The sequence below is a fragment of the Nocardia sp. SYP-A9097 genome, assembly GCF_009649815.1.
Classification (GTDB): Bacteria; Actinomycetota; Actinomycetes; order Mycobacteriales; family Mycobacteriaceae; genus Nocardia.
Map to the genome: position 1 here is coordinate 37,246 of NZ_WJIC01000003.1, position 18,399 is coordinate 55,644.

Here is an 18,399-nt window from a genome sequence, read left to right on the forward strand (position 1 = left end):
AGGGAAGCGCCGTTCTGCTGTGCGCGCTCGAAATCGGCACCGGTGAAGAAACTTTCGTGAATCGGGAATCAAGATCCACCTCGAGTAATCTCGGCCTCATGTCCGTTGACAACTCGTCCGCTCAGCCGGTTGGTAAGGATCGCGCACACGCCCTCGGCCGCGAACTGATCGAGGTGCATGACTGGCTGCGGGGCGAATTGTCGTGTGTCACAGCCGAACTCGACACCTACATCGCCGGAGGGACGCAGCCGACTCAGTTGCGGGCGCACTGCCTGGCCTTCTGTGCGGCGTTGTCCAGGCATTACATCGGTGAGGATGAGACGGCGTTCCCTGTGCTGGCTCGTCAGTATCCAGAGCTGGCGCCGGTGCTCGAGGGTCTGGCCCAGGACCATCACCTGGTGGCCGATATCCTCCGCCGCCTACAGGCGCTGATCGAGACGGTCGATGCGGGCAATGCCGGGACGGTGCAGGGTGAATTGGCCGGGCTCGCAGCGATTCTCGAGTCGCACTTCCAGTGGGAGGAGCGCCGGATCGTCACCGCGCTGAACGAACTCTCCGGCGGATCCACCGGGGCGGAGCTGTTCGGGGTCAATCCGCCACACTGATCCGCCCACCACCCGGCCGGCCGCAGGAGGCCGCTGCCGTCACAGTGATCATTCTCAGCGCGCCGGTAATAGTCATCCGCTATCGAAACGGGGCGAAGACTCCGGCTCGCTCGGTGTGCTCATGGCCGTTCGATCGCTGGTCCTGATCCTGGTTTCGGTACCGGCCACCGGCCGGTGGATCGCCGCAGGTCGTAGCGCGATAGTCTGATCTTCCCAGCGCCACTACCAGGAGAGTTCATGACCGCGTTCGAGAATGTCAGCGTCACCAAGAAGGCGAATGTCTACTTCGACGGCAAGTGCGTCAGCCACAATATCGAGTTGGCCGATGGCACCAGCAAGTCGGTCGGCGTCATCCTCCCGGCGACGCTGACCTTCAACACCGGCGCGCCCGAGATCATGGAGCTCATCGAGGGCGAAGCCAAGGTGACCCTGGCGGGTTCCGAGGAGACCGTCGTCTACAAGGGCGGCGAATCGTTCTCCGTCCCCGGTGACAGCAGCTTCCAGATCGAGGTCATCGAGCCCGTGCATTACGTCTGCCACTTCGGCTGATCCGCCGCACGCCCGCGCCCGCGTCATCCCGGAGATGCCGCGGGCGTTGTGCATTCGCGGCAAAGCACGTGGGGTCAGAGGTAGCGGGTGTACCAGTCGATGACGCGGCGCCAGGCTTCGGTGGCGGCGGCTGCGTTGTAGCGGGGCCCGGTGTCGTTGAAGAAGGCGTGGTCCGCGCCCTCGGCGATGAAGGATTCGTGGGTGGCGCCGGCCCTGTCGAGGGCGGCTTCGGCGGCGGGGCGGGAGGCGTCGACGCGGGAGTCGAGGGCACCGTAGACGGCGAGAACGGCTGCCTTGGTTCGGATTTCGCCATTGTCGGGGAACGGGCCGTAGAAGGGGGTGGCGGCCGCGAGCTCCGGGGTGCCGGAGGTGAGCAGCAGCCAGGTGAGTCCGCCGCCGAAGCAGAAACCGGTGGCGGCGAGCTTCTTTCCGGGTGTGCGGCGCTGGAGTTCGGCCAGCCCGGATCGCAGGTCGGCGAGGAAGCGTTCCTGAGGGAGTTTGCCGAGCGCGGCGGTGGCCGCGGCCGGGTCGGTGAAGGTGGCGGTGCCGCCCTCCTCGGAGAGCAGATCCACGGCGAGCGCGTTGTAGCCGATGCCCGCGAAACGTCCTGCGATGGAACGGATGTGGTCGGTGAGGCCCTTGTTCTCGTGAATCACCAGCACGCCGCCACGGGGTTGGGCGGCCGCCGACCAGGCTGCCTGGAGGGTGCGCCCCTCGGGACCGTCGAAGGTGATGGCGGTGGTGGGCAGGGCGGTACCGGACCCCGGCGGCGCACCGGCCACTGTCGTACCGCCACCTGCCGCGGTCGATCCCGGCGTACCGGAACCAGCGCCGGATGTCATTGGGGGAGTGCCGGATTGCTCTGCCTTGTCGGCGCAGGACGCGATCAGCGCCACGGCCGCGGGCGCACCCAGCCCGAGCAGCCCCAGTCGGCGCATTGCCTCGCGGCGACTGAGCAGCCCCTCGACATGGTCGGTCGCGATTTCCTCTGCGATATAGCGCTGCAGCGGTGTCATGACCATCAGCCTAGGCGCCGCCCCGCGGAGAGAGGGAACAGAAATGCCCTCTCGTCGTTATGACTTCACATCGCTGTAAATCAGGATCTGGAGGTTGCGTAATGCGCGCAGTGCTTGTCGAGGAGTTCGGTGGGCCCGAGGTGCTGCAGGTGGTGGAGCTCGACACTCCCGAACCCGGGGCAGGGGAGGTGACCATCGATGTCGCCTACGTGGGCGTGAACTTCGCGGACCTGCAGGCGCGGTCCATCGGCTATCGGGTGCCCGGCCTGCCGTTCGTGCCGGGCCTGGAACTCTCCGGCCGGATTCGCGCCCTCGGCGCGGGCGTCGAGGGATTCACCGTCGGTCAGCACGTGGCCGCGATTACCGAGGGCGGCGCGTACGCGGAGATCGTCAGGGCCAAGGCCGCGACCGTCTTCCCGGTTCCCGAGGGCGTCGACTTGCGTACCGCCGCAACGCTTCCCACCGTTCTGCCGACCGCGTACGCGCTGGTGAACACCGTGGGCCGGGTGCAGCCGGGTGAGACGGTACTGGTGCAGGCCGCCGCGGGTGGCGTCGGCACGGTCGTGGGTCAGGTGGCCAAGCTCTCCGGTGCGGGCGCGGTGTACGGCGTGGTCTCGAGCGCTGCCAAGGCGGATTACGCACGCAAGCTCGGCTACGACGACGCGTTTCTGACCGATACCTTCGATGCCGATGTCCGGGCGGCCACGGGTGGCCGTGGTGTGGACCTGGTCCTGGATCCGGTAGGCGGTGAAACCATGCGCCGCAGTCTCGAAACCCTCGCGCTCTTCGGCCGCCTGGTCTCGTTCGGCAATGCGAGTGGGGAGCCCGCCTGGCAGGTCGGTCAGCCCGAGCTGTACCCGCGCGGTCGCTCCATTTCCGGCTTCTCGATTCTCAGCCTGACCGCGACCGAACCGCAGGTGCTGCGTGAAATCGCTTCCCGCGCCTTCGAATTGGTGACCAGCGGCAAGGTGGAGTTGCCCATCACCGCGGAGTTCCCGCTCGCCGAGGCCGTCGGCGCGCATCGCCTGATGGGTGGCCGCACCTCCACCGGCAAGCTCATTCTCGCGGTCTGACGAACCGTCGGCACTGCCTCCACAAAGCCGAAACCGGCCGAGAGCCAACCTCTCTCGACCGGTTCGGCGGGTGGTGACTAGCGCGGTGCCATGCGGATCGCGCCATCCAGTCGGATGACCTCACCGTTCAGCATCGGGTTCTCCACAATGTGGCGCACCAGCGCCGCGTACTCGGACGGATCGCCGAGCCGGGCCGGGTGCGGCACCTGCGCGCCCAGGGCCGCGATGGTCGCTTCGGGCACCTTGGCGAAAATGGGCGTGTGGAACAGGCCCGGCGCGATGGTCATGACGCGAATCTTGTACGAGGCCAGGTCACGCGCGACCGGCAGCGTCAGTCCCACGATGCCGCCCTTGGAGGCGGAGTAGGCGGCCTGCCCGATCTGCCCGTCGTAGGCCGCCACGGAGGCGGTGTTGACGATGACGCCGCGCTCGCCGTCGGCCTCCTCGGTGGTCGAAATGCGTTCGGCCGCAAGGCGAATCACATTGAACGTGCCGATCAGGTTCACGTTGATGATCTTCTTGAACGAGTCGAGCGGGAACGCACCCTGCTTGCCGACCGTCTTGATGGCATTGCCGAGTCCGGCGCAGTTGACCGCGATTCGCAGCGTGCCGAGGGCCTGCGCTGCGTCCAGAGCCGCGGTTACATCCTCTTCACTGGTCACGTCGCCGGGCGAGAACGCCACGCGCTCACCGAGTTCCTCGGCGATGGTCTTGCCATCGGACGAGGGAAGGTCGAGGATAACGACCTTCGCGCCGGCCGAGTGCAGTTCCCGCACGGTGGCCAGGCCGAGTCCCGAGGCGCCACCGGTTACGACCGCGGCGATGTCTGCTGTCTTCACAAAACCTCCAAATAGCTGGTCTTGTGAATGTAGATTCTGCTCTGGCGGTGCGGAAAAGCGGGTCCCCGGCGTGGTGTGCACACGTCGCTGACGGGTCTGCTATCGCGCACGCGCGTGATTGGAGGGGTGTACTCCGGCGCGTCGAGTCGTTGGAATCCTGCACATACGAAATAATTTCCGATCGGGACCGTCTGGACCGCGGCGCACCCGGCTGCGCGGTGACGGCGGGCCGCCGTACGACCACCGATCGCCCGTCACGACCAACCGCCGAGAGGGTCCGACGATGCAGCATGACGCGCCTGGCTCCGCGAAGACGCGAGCAATGTTGAAGTCGTACAAAAAAGTCTCCCGCTGGTATCCCGCGCTGGAACCGGTCACCACCGACGGCAGTGCACCCGAGTTCGCGGATACGCACGGCGAGACGGGTTTCGGAGCCGATGACGGTCCGGCCCGCTATCCGCACTACATCCAGGATGACGAACCCGAGCTGGATATCCCGCCGGTGCCCGAATCCGTACTGCGACGCACGCATTTCTCCGGCGCGTGGTCCGATTGGATGACCGATCGCGAGTTCGCTTCCTACACACCGCAACTCCGCTATCGCGGATCGACGGTGCTGGAATTCCCCTGGGAGGGTGCGCAAGACGGCGCACGCGACAGCAACCCGGCCGGTCTCTCCTCGGCATTGCCGGACGCGGTGCGCGAGCCCGATTCGGTGAAGTCGGTCTCACCCGAGCAGTTTCGGCGCCGACGGCTCTTAGCACTGCTGTTCCTGATTGTTGCCATCCTGTTGCTAGCCGCTGGCGGAGGAGTTGCTCTCTATGTGCTCAACTCACACAGCGGCACTTCGCAATCCATCGGCACACTCGGAGGGGACGCCCGTTCCGGTCCGAGCGATCACCAGGCGGCGTACAACGAAATGACGGCCACCGTGGCGATCGGCGACCATATCCCCACCGCGGGCATTCCGGCTGGATAAGAGGGAGAGCTGAAAACGATGGATCAGGACTGGAGCCGCTGGCTCGACGAGGTGCCCGAAGAGGGCGAATCGTCGAGTCCCGCCACGCGTTCCAAGGCTCCGGTGGTGCGGCTGCGCAAGCGCCGCGGCGACTCCGGCGAACCCGGTCCGGCGCAGCGCCCGATCCTGGTGGTCGGCGGCTGCGGCGGTGCCGGCACCACCACGACCGCGCTCGGCATCGCCGGTGAGATCGGTGCGGGCGGTGCGCAAACAGTAGCCGTGGACGCCACTTTCGCGGGCAGCGATCTCGCATTACGCGGCGCCGATGAGCATTTGAGCCCGATCAGCCTGCAATCGTGGCTCTACGGCCGCGGTGACGACGAGGCCGCGCCGCTCAAGGAATGCCTCTCCCGCGCCACCTCCGGCATCGGCCTGCTGTGGCGCGATCCGGCCCCACTGCGCCGCCGCGCCACGTATCTGACGGTCGCGCGCGCCATCAACGACTCGGGGTACACGCCCGTCTATGACGGCGGTAGCCCGATCGCCAGCCGTCATCTGCGTCCACTGCTGGAGGACGGCGATATCGCTCTCGTGCTTGCCATTCCGGCCCGCGCGGACGCCGCGAACCGGTTGCGGGTGACCCTCGAGTGGCTTGACGATCAGTTCGGCGGACCCGGCGAAGGACAGGGGGGCGGAATTGTCGGCGACACCACAATCGTCGTCTCACATCAGTTGCCGGGCAGCGACTCTCGGGTCGCTGACCATTTGCGGGAACACCTCGACGGCTGGGTCGGTGACATCCTCGAACTGCCCTACGACCCGCACCTGGCACGCGGAGAACTGGTGCGGCACAGCGATCTCGCCGCCGAGACACGCCGCGCGTATCGCCGGTTGCTTGCTGGGGTGGCATCATGACCGCAGCCATGAAGGAACGCCGATCTTCCTCCGAAACCGCTATGGCGGCTGGTGTGGTGCCACCCCCGGAGGCTCGCCGTGCACCGATTTGGGACCGTCCCGTACCCGGCGGAGGCCGCGCACCCCTGGTGTGGTTGCTCGGCGTGCACGGCGGCGCGGGTGCCAGCACCCTCGCGCATGTGCTTGCGCCGGCGGCGGATTCGTATCGCCGCTGGCCCGGCGGCTTCGATCGGGAATCCCCGTTCGTCGTGCTGGTCGCCCGCGAAACCATCTCCGGGCTCACCCGCGCCCACGACCTGCTGCGCCAGCATCACGCGGGCCTGGCCGGCTCGTGTGAGGTGCTGGGCCTGGTGACCGTCGCCGCCCGCCCCGGCCGCATTCCGGTCGAGATTCGCCGCTACCGCGAGGTAGTGGGCTCGCTGGCCGGTCAGGTCTGGCAGATGCCGTGGCACGAGGAGTGGACCCTGGTCGAGCCGGACCAACTCCCGGTGTGGTCGCCGGGCGATCAGGTCCCCGTCCAGCGCAAACGCAAAGCCGATGCGCTGCAGGAGGTTACGACCGACGTCCGGGAGATCGGCAGCGCCATCGTCGCCGCCGCGCAGGACGCTCTGGACGCACCCCGCCCGGACGCCCCCGAAGCCGGGGAGCGATCATGATCGACGATGTGAAGCGCTGCGCGCGAGCGGATTTCGCGCGAGAGTTGTCCTTTGGCGCCGTAATGAGCGGTGCCTCAGGCTGTTTGGAGATCGCGAACCATGATGCTAACCACCTTGCACGCCGCTTCAGAGGTGCTGGCCCAGATCGGCAACCCCACGCCGGAGGCGCCACCGGAGTCGGACAGGTGGATGAAGCTCGTGCGCTATCTCGTTTGGCTGGCAATGGTTTTGGGTGTGCTGGCGGTGTTCGGTGCCGTCATCGCCGCGGTGGTGCTGGTTATCCGGCGCCGGTCGCGGCCGAAGCCGCCGCAGGGTCCGTACGGACCTCGCTGAGCGGTGTTGTGATTGACGATTTGCTAGTGAATAAGGACAGACAATGAGCATGATCCTTGCCGCCGTACACGACGCGTACGGGACCATTCTTGGCCAGGGGGTCGGCAATCCGACCCCCGAGGCCCCGCCCGCGTCGGAGAAGTTGCTGAAGCTGGTTCGTTACTTCACTTGGTTCGTCCTGTTGTCGGGAATCATGGGAATCACCTACGCGGGCGGCAAGTTCGCCTGGGAGAAGTGGACGGGAGGCGGTTTGGAGTCGCCGAAGATGGTGGCGGGAGCCATGATTGGTGGAATCATCGCCACCAGTGCCGGGACCATCATGAATGCCGTGATCACGTAATGTCCGCCGCAGTGGCCGTACTGGCCTACAAACAGATGCCGGCCGATGTGCTGCGGCCGATGATGCAGCTGATCGACTGGCTGCTGTGGTGCGTGCTGCTGCTCTGCCTGGCCTGGATGATCCTCTCGGCAGGGCGGCTGTGGTACGCGTTCCGGGGCGATCTGGCCGCCAATGACGCGACGCACGGGGTGGTGATGAGCCTCCTCGGTGCGATCATGGCGAGTTCGGCCAGCGGCATCGCGCTCGCGCTACTTCCGACGTAAGAGTTCAGGCATCGCAATTGTCCAGTGACAAAAAGACTTTGGAGGCGCCACGATGAGCGAGAAGGAGTCGCCCGAGCGCGACCGCGTCTCGTTCGGCGTCATCGCCTCGGCGGCCGTGGTGACCTTGATCATCATCGTGGGTGTCGTGGTGTACCTCGGCCGTGGTGATACCCCCGCGGCCGTGAAACCCGATGGGACGAGCCCGACTTCGTCCGAGGCGGGCGCGACCGGCTTCGCCGCGCCCGAGGTGGATCTGTTCGGCCGCCGCGTCGACGTACCCAATAACGCTGCCGGGCAACCGCTTCCGCAGGATCCGAGCAAGCAGCGCAAATCCTCCGATCAGGATTGGCTGACCGCCGCCCCGGCGGGCACGGTCGATCCGCACGGCTGGCAGCGGGTATTCGGGGCGTCGGTGCCCTTCTCCACCTCCGACGGTCCCGCGCGCCTGGAAGATGGTCTGGCCGTTGGCTATTCGCATACCCCCCAGGGGGCAGCGCTGGCGGCGGCGCAGATCACCTACCGCCTCAATGCCCGCCCGGCCGACCGTGAACTCTACGTCCGGCAGGTGCGTGTCTCGGCCCAGCAGGTGACCGCCTACGACCAGGCGCTCGCCGATCAGCGACTGCCGAAACAGCAGCCGGAGAAGGTGACCCGCTATCTGGTCGCCTCCGATGGCTTCCAGGTCGAGAACTACGCCGACGATATGGCCATTGTGCGGCTCGCCGTGCGCGGTCCGGTCGTCAACAGCAGACAACTCTGGTCGGCCGTGCGGCTGATCATGATCTGGGACGCGGGTGATTGGCGGCTCAAACCGTCGACCTCCAAGGCTTCCCAGACCGATACCGTGGACTCCCTTGCGGGGTGGACACGTTGGTGACCGAACACGGTGTTGAACGAACGAATGGTGCAGAAGTGGCCCAGCGACCCATTGAGGGGTGGAACCACATGGTGAGGCGTATCTTTACGATCCTCGCGGTCGTGTTCACCGTCATGATCGCCACGCCGACAGTGGCGTACGGACAGGACTACGGTTTCGACCCGGCCTGCAACCAATTACACGATTCGCTCGACGGTCTCGGCGTGCCCGGATTGAGTCTGGGCGATGCCGCCTCGGCCGCGTGTAAGGCCGGCAATGTCGCGACCCATCCGGGTGACGCAGCCGCGGCCGTGCGTGACAAGGCGTGGGATTCCACCTTCGGCAAGGTGGTCGACTCGCTCATGAACGGTCTGGGCGAGGCGCTGATCCTGGCGTTGACGTTCTGGATGAAACTGCCCAATGAACGGGTCAGTGACTCCGGAACGCTCTTCACCAAGATCAACGACTACACGTATCAGGTACAGATACTTTTGTTGATGGTGTCTGTAATCCTCTCCGGCGCAAAGCTTGCCGAGGCCAGACGCGGAGCCGCGGTCAGTGAGGCGGCCGAATCCTTCCGCATGTACGCCAGAGTGGTGTTCAGCTCCTGGATGCTGGGCGCGGTGATCGTCGCGGCCACCCAAGCCTCGGACAAGTTCTCCGAGTGGGTGATCAATGACGCCACCAACGGCCAGGCCAAGGATCTCGCCGAGCTGATGGTGAAAACCTCGAAGCTGCAAGCGTTCTCGCCCGGTCTGGTCCTGATCATCGCGATCGTCGGCCTGCTCGGCGCGCTCGCGCAGATCGTGCTCGCCATCGTGCGTCAGGGCCTGCTGATAGTCGCGGCGGGCGTATTGCCGCTCGCCGCAGCGGCTTCGGGCACCAATACCGGCAGACAGTCCTATCCGAAGCTGATCAGCTGGATCATCGCGTTCATGCTCTACAAGCCGGTGGCGGCGATCGTCTACATGATCGCCTTCGTCACCGCGGGCAATACCGATGATCTGACCTCCACCGCCGGTCTGCCCGATGCCGATCAGGCCCAGCGCATGCTGGTCGCCATCGTGCTGCTGTGCAGTGCGGCCTTCGTGCTCCCGGCGCTCATGCGCCTGGCCACCCCGGCCGTCGCCATTGTCGGTAGCGGTGGTTCGGGTCTGACCGCCACCACCGGCACCCTCGTCGGTGTCGCCGCGGTCGGTGCGGTCGGCTCGCGCGCGGTCGCCGTGAAGGCAGGGGCCGCACCGGGAGCCGCCGGATATGTCGGACCGGGCCGTGGCGGGCGACCGCCGGGCGGTGCCGGTCCGGGCGGCGGGGGCGGCGGGGGCGGTCCACGCCCACCCGCACCACGGCCCGCGCCCGGAGGCGGCGGCGCGACCGCGAGTCCTGCGGGTCCGGGCAGCTCCGCCGCAGTACCGTCAGGCGCGGCCCGCTCGGCCGCGAACCGGGTCGCCCAGGTGCGGGCGGCCACCGCCAGCCTGAACCGGGCCGATGCCGCCGCGGGCGACCTCGCCGGTGACCGCTGGGCCAACCGTTCACCCGACCTCGGCAGGAGCACCATTCCGCGATGACGATGACCGACACCTACGAGCGCCGGGCCTACGGTCTGTGGCAGAAGCCGCGCAGCGCAGGACTTTTCGGCCTGCGCTGGGGCGAGACCGTGGTCGGTTTCGCGGTCGTGATCACCGGCCTGCTCACGGCGATGATCTTCGGCCCGATGCCGGCGCTAATCGTCGCCGGGTTCGGTCTGATCGTGATGGTTCCACTGGTGTGGCGGACGGGTGGCCGCTCCGGCTACGAGAACGGATTGATGATGTTCCATTGGTTGCGCGGCCGCGGTAAAGGCGAGCACGTCTACCGCGGCGGCCGGTTCTCCCGGATTCCGGGCGGTGTCACGCGACTGCCCGGACTGATGGCGCCCTCGCGGCTCTACGAGGGCATCGATGCGGGCGGATACAGCTTCGGCATGATCCACCTGCCCCAATTCGGCCAGTACACAGTGGTTTTGCGGGCCTGGCCGCAGGGGCACGAGGCCGTCGATCAGCCGGTCATCGACCGCTGGGTGTCGGCGTGGGGCACCTTCCTGGCCTCGCTCGGCCAGACCTCCGACATCGTGGCGGTGGTGCCGGTCATCGATACCGTGCCCGAGACCGGAAACCGTTTGCTCACCGAGGTTTCCGCCATCACCCGGCCCGAAGCGCCGGATCTGGCGCAGCAGGTCATGTACGAATTGGCGACCGAGCTGCCGCAGGAACGGGTGCAGTTGCTGCCGCGCGTGGCCATCACCTTCAAGGCGACAACCGCTGAGCGGCGCAAGAATCCGGCGGAAGAGGCGGTCGAGATCGGCCGTCGCCTGCCCGGTATCTGTGCGGCGCTGGCGGAGGCGGGCGTGCGCGCCCAGCCCATGTCGGCCGAGGATGTCATCTCCTTCATTCGCCGCAGCTACGACCCGGCCTCGCAGGCCGATCTCGAGGTGGCGGCGGGCGAACCCGGTGGGCACGGGCTGGATTGGGCCGATGCCGGGCCGGTCTCGCACGAGGAGCGCTGGGATCACTTCATTCACGACGGCGGGCGCTCGGTCACCTGGGAGATGGACACCGCACCCGAGGGCGCGGTCGACGAGCGGGTGCTGCAGCGGCTGCTCGCACCGAATCCCGAAGTGCCTCGTAAGCGCGTGACCATCGTGTACCGCCCGCACTCGGCCGGTGATGCCGCGCAGATCGTGGACGACGATTTCAAGAACGCCCTGGTGGCGCAGCAGAGTGAGCGCGGCGTCGTCTCGGCAGCCGCGTCCATTCGCGTCGGCGCCACCCAGCAGGCGCGTGAGGAACAGGCCCGGGGTCACGGTGTGACCCGCTTCGGGGCGTTGGTGACCATCACCGAACCTCTGCGTGGCGATCTGCCGCGTATCGAAGCCATCACCCGCGATCTGTCCACACAGTCGCGGTTGAAGATCCGGCGCTGCTACCGCTACCAGGCGGCGGCCTTCGCGGCCTCGCTCGGGTGCGGGGTGATCCTGCCGGAACACGCCACGATCCCGAAAGCACTTGCGGGGTAACCCTTCATGCCACGTGACTTCGAACCACCGGTCCGGGACCGCGACGCGGCCCCCGCCCGCCGTTCCGCCCGCCGCGACACCCCCGAACCGGACCAGCCCGAACTCGCCCCCGGCGAGCCCGAGCCGCGCCCGGCCTCCCGCGTCGCCCGCGACGAACACCGCCCCCGCCGCGGCACCCTCCCCGACCGCCGCCTCCTCCGCCGCGACCCCGTCCCCGAGGCCCCCCAGCAAATCGGCCCCGACCCCGAAACCCCGGAGCCGACCGCAGTTGCGGCCGAAGGAGTTTCGTCGTCCGCGCGAGAGCCGTCCCCAGCGGCCACCCCGGTCTCGGAGTCCACAAACTACCTCTCCCCGGAGGAAATAGCCGACCGCGAACGCACCGCCGCCGCCCTACGCTCCAGCGCCGACTGGGTATCGAACACCACGACCCATCCGAACCGGGAACGCTCGACCGATAAGGTGCGGGCAGTGGACAACTCCACTCCGCATGTGGAATCGGTTGCCGCAGATCGGGAACGACCTGGAGCGTCGCGGGTATCGGCTACCACCCCTCCTTCGTCTCGGGAACGGGCGGGCGATGCGCGCCCCGGCGCGGAAACCTCCGAATCCGCAGTGGAATCGGAGACGGCGCATCGGGAGCGGCGCGGCGACATCACGCGGTCGAGTACCCGGGCACCGGGCGGCAAGTTGCCCACTCTGGAGCCGGAACCGGCTCCGCGCTCCGCGCAGCCGAGCGGCCGTGAATCCCACACCCGGTCTGCCGGCAGCCCAGCGCGGCCGGATGCCGATGCCGCGGAGTTCGCCGATCCACAAAGCGGTTCGCGCGCAGCGGATTCGGCGTATGGACCGCGAGGGGCGTCGACGGGTCTCCGGGCGGGTGCGGAGTGGTCCGCCCCTGGCGCCGCTGCACAACGGCCGGATGGTGGTGTGGGCGCCGGAGATTCGGCGACCTCCTCGGAGTTTCTTCATGGCTCGGAACAGTCGGAGCGCGAGCAGGCGCCTCGCGCCGCGGCGGGTGTACGCCCACGTGGTTCGCAACGGGTCGAGGGGGAGCGTATGGACGGAGATCGCAGTAGCGGCGCGGACGTCGTGGTGGGGACGGGGTCGCCCGAATCCGTTGGCCGCGCGGGTGATCGCGGACCTGAGCAGGGTGAGGCGAGCGCCGACCGCCGCTCGCGCCGTGAGATGAACGCTGGAACCGATGCGCTGGAAGGCGTTCACGCGTCCGAATCGATCCCGGCCGAGCGGCGGCGTGAGGCGCGCCCCGGTCGAGAGGTCTCGCGGGTCAATGAGCCTGGATCGCGGGAACGCGCCGGTGCGGGGGAGCAAGAAGGTCTGCGGCCCGGCGAGATCGAGGGTCGGGGGCGCACCGCCGACCCGGCAGGGCGTGAGCGGCGTAGGTCGGCCGGCGCTGAGCGGGACCGGCAGCAGGGCGAAGGCCGTTCCACCGGTGAAGATCGTGGCGGCCGCCGTGACAGTCGAGAGGAATCGCGCGGCAAGGGCCGTGAGGCATCGCGTGGTGGTACGCGCGGTGAGGGGCGAGATCCGCGCGCCGATGGGCGTGATGCGCCGCGTGCCGGCGAGCACGAGACTCCTCGGGCGAATGATCGTGCGGGACAGCGGGGTTCGGGGGAGGGGCGTAAGCGGCCCACCGATCCGGATCGGGTGCATTTGGGTGGCCGCGCGGCGGGAGCCCCCGCTGCTCCCGGGCGCGCGCGACGGCCGCGACCCGATGGTGAGCCGGGGGAGCGGTCGGCGCGTGGGCGCGGACGCGGCGAGCGCGGGGCCGATGATAAGCAGCGGGGGGCCGCGCGGATGGACAAGAGCGAGAAGGCGGCTCAGGCCAAGGCGGCGCGGGCCGCCGAGGCCAAGCGGAAGGCCGCGGCGCGGAAGAAGAACTCCGGGCCGAAGCTGCTCGATGATTCGGCGCGAGCCAAATACGAGGTGACCGCGCGGGAGCAGAACGGGCTCGGGGCGCTGTGGGCGACCTTCCGACTGCACACCGATGATCTGCGCCGCCGGAACTTCGCCGCGCGCGCGGAACGCATGGAGTACGGCAGCTTCGACGAATTCGACCGTACGACACAGCAACTCACCGATCGCGGCTATATCGGCGCGGGCGGCGGGCGCATGAACGTGGTGGGCCGGCCCGTCGAATACCGTGCCACCACAGCGCAAGTCGCGGGTCTTTGGCCCTGGTCGGTGGGCGCGGGCGCACCGCTGATCGGTACCCCGCTCGGCTCGCATCTGCACACCGGCGCACCGGTCTGCTTCGACCCGATGAACTGGTTCATGCGCGGCAGTTTCATCACCGCACCGAGCCTCTTCGTCCTGGGGCTCAACGGTTTCGGTAAGTCCTCGCTGGTGCGCCGCATCGTCCTCGGCGGTGTAGCGCAGGGCATCACCCCGCTCATCCTGGCCGACGTCAAGCCCGACTATCGCAAGCTGGTGGAGCTGGTCGGCGGTCAGGTCATCGACCTGGGTTACGGCTTCGGCAAGCTGAATCCCCTCGCCGCGGGCGTGCTCGGCTCCATCGTCCCCATGCTGGACGAGCATCCCGCCCTGCAGACCCAGGTCATGCAGGAACTCCGCGCCCGCCAGGTCACCCTGGTCGCCGGTCTGGTGGAGCTGGTTCGCGGTGCGCGCGTACGCGATTACGAGGAGACCCTCATCTCCACCGCGCTACGCATCCTGTACCGCCCGGGCAGCAAATTCACCCCCGACAAGCCCCCGATCATCGAGGACCTGCTCGAGGTGATCGTGGCGGGCGGCGACGAACTCCAACTCGACGCCGGCGCCGATAATCCGGACGAATTCCAGAACGCCATCAAGGGTCTGCGCCGCTCCCTGCGCGCTCTCACCCAGGGCCCGTTCGGCGCGATCTTCAACGGCCAGACCACAACTCCCATCGACACCACCGCCACCGCCGTCTGCATCGACGTCTCGCATATCCCGAGCGGTGACAAGAAACTCAAGGCCGCGGTCATGCTGGCCTGCTGGGCCGACGGTTTCGCGTCGGTGGAGGCCGCGCACGTGCTCGCGGACGCCGATATGGGTCCGCAGCGCTACTTCCAGGTCGTCATGGACGAGCTCTGGCAGGTGCTGGGTCTGGGCGACTTCATGGTCGACCGCGTAGACGAATTGACGCGTCTGCAACGCGGTATCGCCACCTCCCTCATCATGATCAGCCACACCATCAAGGACCTGCAGGCGCTCGGCTCGGAAGCCGCCATCTCCAAGGCACTCGGCTTCCTCGAACGCGCGCGCGCCAAGATCTTCGGTGCGCTACCCGCCGAGGAGATCTCCCGCCTGGACTCCATCGTGCCCTTCACCTCCGCCGAGGAGGACATGGTGACCAGTTGGTCTGCGCCCCAAGCCCTCACCGGTGAGGCGCTCAAGCCCGGCCAACAGCGTCCACCCGCTCCCGGCACCGGTAAATTCCTGCTCAAAATCGGTGAGGACCGCCGCCCTGGCATCCCGTTCCACATGGAGTTCACGTGGTCCGAGAGGGAGAGCGGAATCCACGACACCAACCAGCGTTTCAGCGAATTCACCGAATCCACCGCCCGCCGCGGCACCGACGACGGGAGCACCGAATGATGCCGCACAGGTCGTATCGGAGAGTCTCGCCGGAGGTGCGTCAGGCCGCGGTCGAGCAGGTCATCGCGCTCACCGGAAAATTGCGCTCGGAATCCGAGGCGTGCCGGGTGGTCGCCGAACAGATTGGCGTGCACACCAATTCGGTGCGCAATTGGGTCCGCGCCGCCGAAACCCCGGGCCTGGAACAGATGGACGCCATCAACCTGCGCCGCAAGGTAGCCCTGCTGCAACAGCAGCTCGCCGCCGCCGCGGAGATGAACCGCACCCTGGTGGAAACCCTGTACGACGCCAAGCGCGGCATATGACCGCGCGCCGGAAGACCCTATGACCGGGGCACCCGTGCGTGGACACGCCGAGTCGGGAAACCCGCTGGTATGGCCCGGGTGTCGGTCCCAGCGACTAGCCTGGAGGCAAGGTTCGGTGCCGTTCGCTGCCCGTGAATCGGTCGGTGCGGTCACCGTGCGAAGGACTGGGCAACGCACGAAACTGGTGGTGATGCTGGTGGTGAGCGTCGCAATGCTGGTGTCCGCGTGCGGTAGTGGCAGTGGCGGTGATTCCGGGCCGAGCAAGCTGAATCCGCCCACCTCCACCACCCGCTTGCTGGAGAGTGTCCCGGCACCCGATCCGACCACGCCCGACGGTGTGGCGGTGGCGGCGCTGCGCGAGATCTTCACCTGGTATCCGGCCACCGAAGCGCAGAGTTCGCCGCTGGGCCGGGCACGGAAATGGCTGGGTCCCACCCTCATCCGTACACTGGACACACCACCCACGAGCGCCGAGACGCCGAAGGCGACGCTGCAGTGGGCCGATTGGGGTAAGGCCGGAGCGCATATCGAGGCGTTCGCCTTCGCCTCGGGTGAGAGCGCCCCGCCGGGCGCGGATCCGAATCGGCAGCAATACAAGATCGGTATCGAGCAGACGGTCGTCTACCCGGACGGGCGGCGCACGCCGCTCGCACCCAGTACGGTCGTCGCTACCGTCGTACGTACCAACGGCACCTGGCTGCTCGACGGATTCCGTTGAGCGGCAACTACATTCAGGTCATCTGAGGAGGCTGGAGATGGCGAAAGCACCGGTGAAGGACCCGGCCGACCCGGGCCCGGACACGACGCTGCATCTGATCTACGCGGGCTTCGCGATCTTCGGAACCCTCTGGCTGGCAATCCAGTTGGGCAATCTGATCTCGACACCGAAGCAGGATGTGCCGATCAATCCGATCGCCATCGGCGTAGCGCTGGCCAAGGGCAAACTGGAGTGGCCCATCGGTTCCACGGTGATCGTGGCACTGGTGGTCCTGAGCGTCGTCGGCTACCTGCTGTACAAGCAAAGGGCCAAGGCGCGCAAGGCAGTCGGACGCCTGGCGGTCGACGACAAGGCCGACTACATGGGCAATGGCGGGGCCATCAAGGCGCTCACCGAGGCCGGTGTCCGGGAGAAGGCCGACCAGCTCGGCATGCGCCTGGGCCGCGACGATATGCCCGGCGTCCCCATCGGCCTCTCGGTCGCCGACGGCTGCATGCTGTACGGCTCCTACGAGGACCTGCACATCGATATCTGGGGCCCGCGCCAGGGCAAGACCACCTCGCGCGTCATCCCTGCCATTCTCGCCGCCATCGGCCCGGTCCTGGTCACCTCGAACAAGCGCGATGTGGTCGATGCCACCCGCGATGTGCGTGGCTCCAAGGGCAGCCCCATCTACATCTTCGATCCGCAGGACATCGCGATCGATCCGATGAATTCCGATGACCGCGCACACAATTGGTACTGGGATCCGCTGGCCTGGGTCGACGCCCGCAGCGAAGGCTGCGAGATGCGCGCCGCCCGCCTGGCCGGTCACTTCGCCGACGGTGACGACAGCTCCGGTTCGGTCGCCACCTCCACCGACAGCTTCTTCGACCAGGAGGCCGAGGATCTGCTCGCCGGTCTGTTCCTGGCCGCCGCGGTGGACGACCGCCCCATCACCCAGGTGTGGGAATGGGTCACCAACCCGCAGGACACCGAACCCATCGAATTGCTGCGCCGCTCCGGGCGGTTCCACTTCATGGCTTCTGGTCTGGCGCAGCAGTACAACGTCGACGAGCGCACGCGCAGTGGCGTTTTCGGTACCGCCAAGAAGATGGTGCGCTGCCTGAAGCTGTCGAATGTGCATCGCTGGATCACCAGGGAATTCGGTGGCACGCAATTCGACGAGCTCGCCTTCATTCGCGACAACGGCACGCTGTACTGCCTCTCACTGGAGGGTCGCGGTTCGGCCGCACCACTGGTCAGCGCGCTCACCGAGGCGGTTATCGATGTCGCCACCCGCGAGGCGTCCCGCTCGCACGCCGGCCGCCTGGAGATCCCGCTGCTCGCGGTGCTCGACGAGGCCGCGAATGTGGTGCGCTGGAAGGATCTTCCCAAGCAGTACAGCCACTTCGGCTCGCGCGGCATCGTGGTCATGACCGTGCTGCAATCCTGGGCGCAGGGCGCGCGCTGCTGGGGTGCGGACGGTATGGAAGCGCTCTGGGCCGCCGCCAATATCAAGGTGCTCGGCAGCGGTGTGGACGATACCAAGTTCCTCACCGAACGCTCCGAGGCCATCGGCGATTACGACAGCATCTCCCGGTCGGTCTCGGAATCCTCCGGTGGCAAGAGCTATTCGCGTTCGCTGGGCTCCTCACGCACCTTCAGCGTGAACGGCCTGGCCACCCTGCCGCGCGGGCGGGCCATCGTATTCTCCTCCGGCACACCGGCGGTGCTGGTGCGCACCGTGCCGTGGTGGGAAGGCGAATACAAAGACGAGGTGCGCAAGTCCATCACGCACCACGATCCGTCACCGCGTCGCAAGACCGAAATCGTTGATCTGATCGACGCGCCGTCGTTGATCAAGGCAGAACCGGCGAGTGACGCCGGGCAGATTGAGGAGGTTCGGCCGCTGTGAACGAACAGCAGGAAACACCCATGGCCTACGCGAGCGTGGTGGAGTTCGTGGAGAACTATATGAGCCTGGTGTATCGGCGGCAGGTCACCGATATCAGCGATACCGTCTGGTGCCCGGAGTGGTGGAAGCACGCGGAGGCCCTGGCGCGCCTGGATGCCATGTGGCGCGCGTGGGAGTACCTCCGCAAAGACGGGAAAACCGGTCTGTCCGTGTGGTTTCTGGATCACGCCGACCCGCACATGGCCAAACTGTTCGACCCCAAAGGGCCGTTCAAGTACTGCAGCGTGCGCAACGGTCACAAGGACATGCTGACGCCGCTACCGTTGAAGTCGCCGACGCAGGGACTCTTCACCGATCCCACCATGGGTGATTTCCGGATGTGAGCCGCGCGGGATCGCCTATCGGCATCGCTGCCGGATTG

19 protein-coding genes are annotated in these 18,399 nt (G+C 67.3%); 17 read left to right on the top strand and 2 right to left on the bottom strand.

All coding sequences use genetic code 11. The features are described 5' to 3' along the window. The first annotated feature begins 98 nt into the window (after window positions 1-98). On the top strand, window positions 99-605 hold the full coding sequence (locus GFY24_RS07450; RefSeq protein ID WP_153804287.1) for a hemerythrin domain-containing protein: 507 nt from the start codon (window positions 99-101) through the stop codon (window positions 603-605). A gap of 237 nt (window positions 606-842) precedes the next feature. After that, window positions 843-1,154 (top strand): pyrimidine/purine nucleoside phosphorylase, encoded by a 312-nt coding sequence (locus GFY24_RS07455; protein WP_153804288.1) that lies wholly within the window; start codon window positions 843-845, stop codon window positions 1,152-1,154. Window positions 1,155-1,228: 74 nt separating this feature from the next. On the opposite strand, the gene GFY24_RS07460 is transcribed toward GFY24_RS07455, so the two are convergent. Then, window positions 1,229-2,170: a dienelactone hydrolase family protein gene (locus tag GFY24_RS07460; protein ID WP_153804289.1), complete on the bottom strand. Its 942-nt coding sequence runs from the start codon at window positions 2,168-2,170 to the stop codon at window positions 1,229-1,231. A 101-nt stretch (window positions 2,171-2,271) separates the two neighbouring features. Between GFY24_RS07460 and GFY24_RS07465 the strand changes: the two genes are divergently transcribed. After that, on the top strand, window positions 2,272-3,243 hold the full coding sequence (locus GFY24_RS07465; RefSeq protein WP_153804290.1) for a zinc-binding dehydrogenase: 972 nt from the start codon (window positions 2,272-2,274) through the stop codon (window positions 3,241-3,243). Window positions 3,244-3,320: 77 nt separating this feature from the next. Here GFY24_RS07465 and GFY24_RS07470 read toward each other — a convergent pair whose 3' ends face one another. Continuing rightward, window positions 3,321-4,082 (bottom strand): 3-hydroxyacyl-CoA dehydrogenase, encoded by a 762-nt coding sequence (locus tag GFY24_RS07470; protein WP_309230577.1) that lies wholly within the window; start codon window positions 4,080-4,082, stop codon window positions 3,321-3,323. A 322-nt stretch (window positions 4,083-4,404) separates the two neighbouring features. Here GFY24_RS07470 and GFY24_RS07475 point away from each other — a divergent pair, with 322 nt between their 5' ends. The 14 genes from GFY24_RS07475 to GFY24_RS07540 all read left to right on the top strand — a co-directional run bounded on the left by GFY24_RS07475 (window position 4,405) and on the right by GFY24_RS07540 (window position 18,361). Beyond that, on the top strand, window positions 4,405-5,061 hold the full coding sequence (locus tag GFY24_RS07475; protein ID WP_153804291.1) for a hypothetical protein: 657 nt from the start codon (window positions 4,405-4,407) through the stop codon (window positions 5,059-5,061). A gap of 18 nt (window positions 5,062-5,079) precedes the next feature. Beyond that, window positions 5,080-5,955, top strand: a complete 876-nt coding sequence (locus GFY24_RS07480; protein ID WP_153804292.1) for a hypothetical protein — start codon at window positions 5,080-5,082, stop codon at window positions 5,953-5,955. Next, the gene (locus GFY24_RS07485; protein ID WP_194852780.1) at window positions 5,952-6,611 is read left to right on the top strand and encodes a hypothetical protein; all 660 of its coding nucleotides are present in this window, start codon (window positions 5,952-5,954) and stop codon (window positions 6,609-6,611) included. Before GFY24_RS07480 ends, GFY24_RS07485 begins: the two co-directional genes overlap by 4 nt. Window positions 6,612-6,710: 99 nt before the next feature. Next, a complete protein-coding gene (locus tag GFY24_RS07490) occupies window positions 6,711-6,944 on the top strand; it encodes a hypothetical protein (protein ID WP_153804293.1) in 234 nt (77 codons plus the stop codon). A 43-nt stretch (window positions 6,945-6,987) separates the two neighbouring features. Then, entirely contained in the window at window positions 6,988-7,284 is a 297-nt protein-coding gene (locus GFY24_RS07495; protein ID WP_153804294.1) for a hypothetical protein, read from the top strand. Further along, the gene (locus tag GFY24_RS07500; RefSeq protein WP_153804295.1) at window positions 7,284-7,547 is read left to right on the top strand and encodes a hypothetical protein; all 264 of its coding nucleotides are present in this window, start codon (window positions 7,284-7,286) and stop codon (window positions 7,545-7,547) included. The genes GFY24_RS07495 and GFY24_RS07500 overlap by 1 nt, the downstream gene beginning before the upstream one ends. A 52-nt stretch (window positions 7,548-7,599) precedes the next feature. Continuing rightward, the gene (locus GFY24_RS07505; protein WP_153804296.1) at window positions 7,600-8,424 is read left to right on the top strand and encodes a hypothetical protein; all 825 of its coding nucleotides are present in this window, start codon (window positions 7,600-7,602) and stop codon (window positions 8,422-8,424) included. 68 nt (window positions 8,425-8,492) lie between these two features. After that, entirely contained in the window at window positions 8,493-9,971 is a 1,479-nt protein-coding gene (locus tag GFY24_RS07510; RefSeq protein ID WP_153804297.1) for a hypothetical protein, read from the top strand. Further along, window positions 9,968-11,458, top strand: coding sequence for an SCO6880 family protein (locus GFY24_RS07515; protein ID WP_153804298.1), 1,491 nt, complete (start codon window positions 9,968-9,970; stop codon window positions 11,456-11,458). The genes GFY24_RS07510 and GFY24_RS07515 overlap by 4 nt, the downstream gene beginning before the upstream one ends. Before the next feature lie 6 nt (window positions 11,459-11,464). Next, on the top strand, window positions 11,465-15,058 hold the full coding sequence (locus tag GFY24_RS41695) for a hypothetical protein (protein WP_228566089.1): 3,594 nt from the start codon (window positions 11,465-11,467) through the stop codon (window positions 15,056-15,058). Further along, window positions 15,055-15,363 (top strand): transposase, encoded by a 309-nt coding sequence (locus tag GFY24_RS07525; protein ID WP_153804299.1) that lies wholly within the window; start codon window positions 15,055-15,057, stop codon window positions 15,361-15,363. Before GFY24_RS41695 ends, GFY24_RS07525 begins: the two co-directional genes overlap by 4 nt. A 115-nt stretch (window positions 15,364-15,478) precedes the next feature. Continuing rightward, window positions 15,479-16,081, top strand: coding sequence for a hypothetical protein (locus GFY24_RS07530; protein ID WP_309230578.1), 603 nt, complete (start codon window positions 15,479-15,481; stop codon window positions 16,079-16,081). A gap of 37 nt (window positions 16,082-16,118) precedes the next feature. Continuing rightward, window positions 16,119-17,978 (top strand): type IV secretory system conjugative DNA transfer family protein, encoded by a 1,860-nt coding sequence (locus GFY24_RS07535; RefSeq protein ID WP_153804300.1) that lies wholly within the window; start codon window positions 16,119-16,121, stop codon window positions 17,976-17,978. Continuing rightward, complete coding sequence (locus GFY24_RS07540) at window positions 17,975-18,361, top strand: DUF4913 domain-containing protein (RefSeq protein WP_309230579.1); 387 nt, start codon at window positions 17,975-17,977, stop codon at window positions 18,359-18,361. Before GFY24_RS07535 ends, GFY24_RS07540 begins: the two co-directional genes overlap by 4 nt. Window positions 18,362-18,399 lie beyond the last annotated feature (38 nt).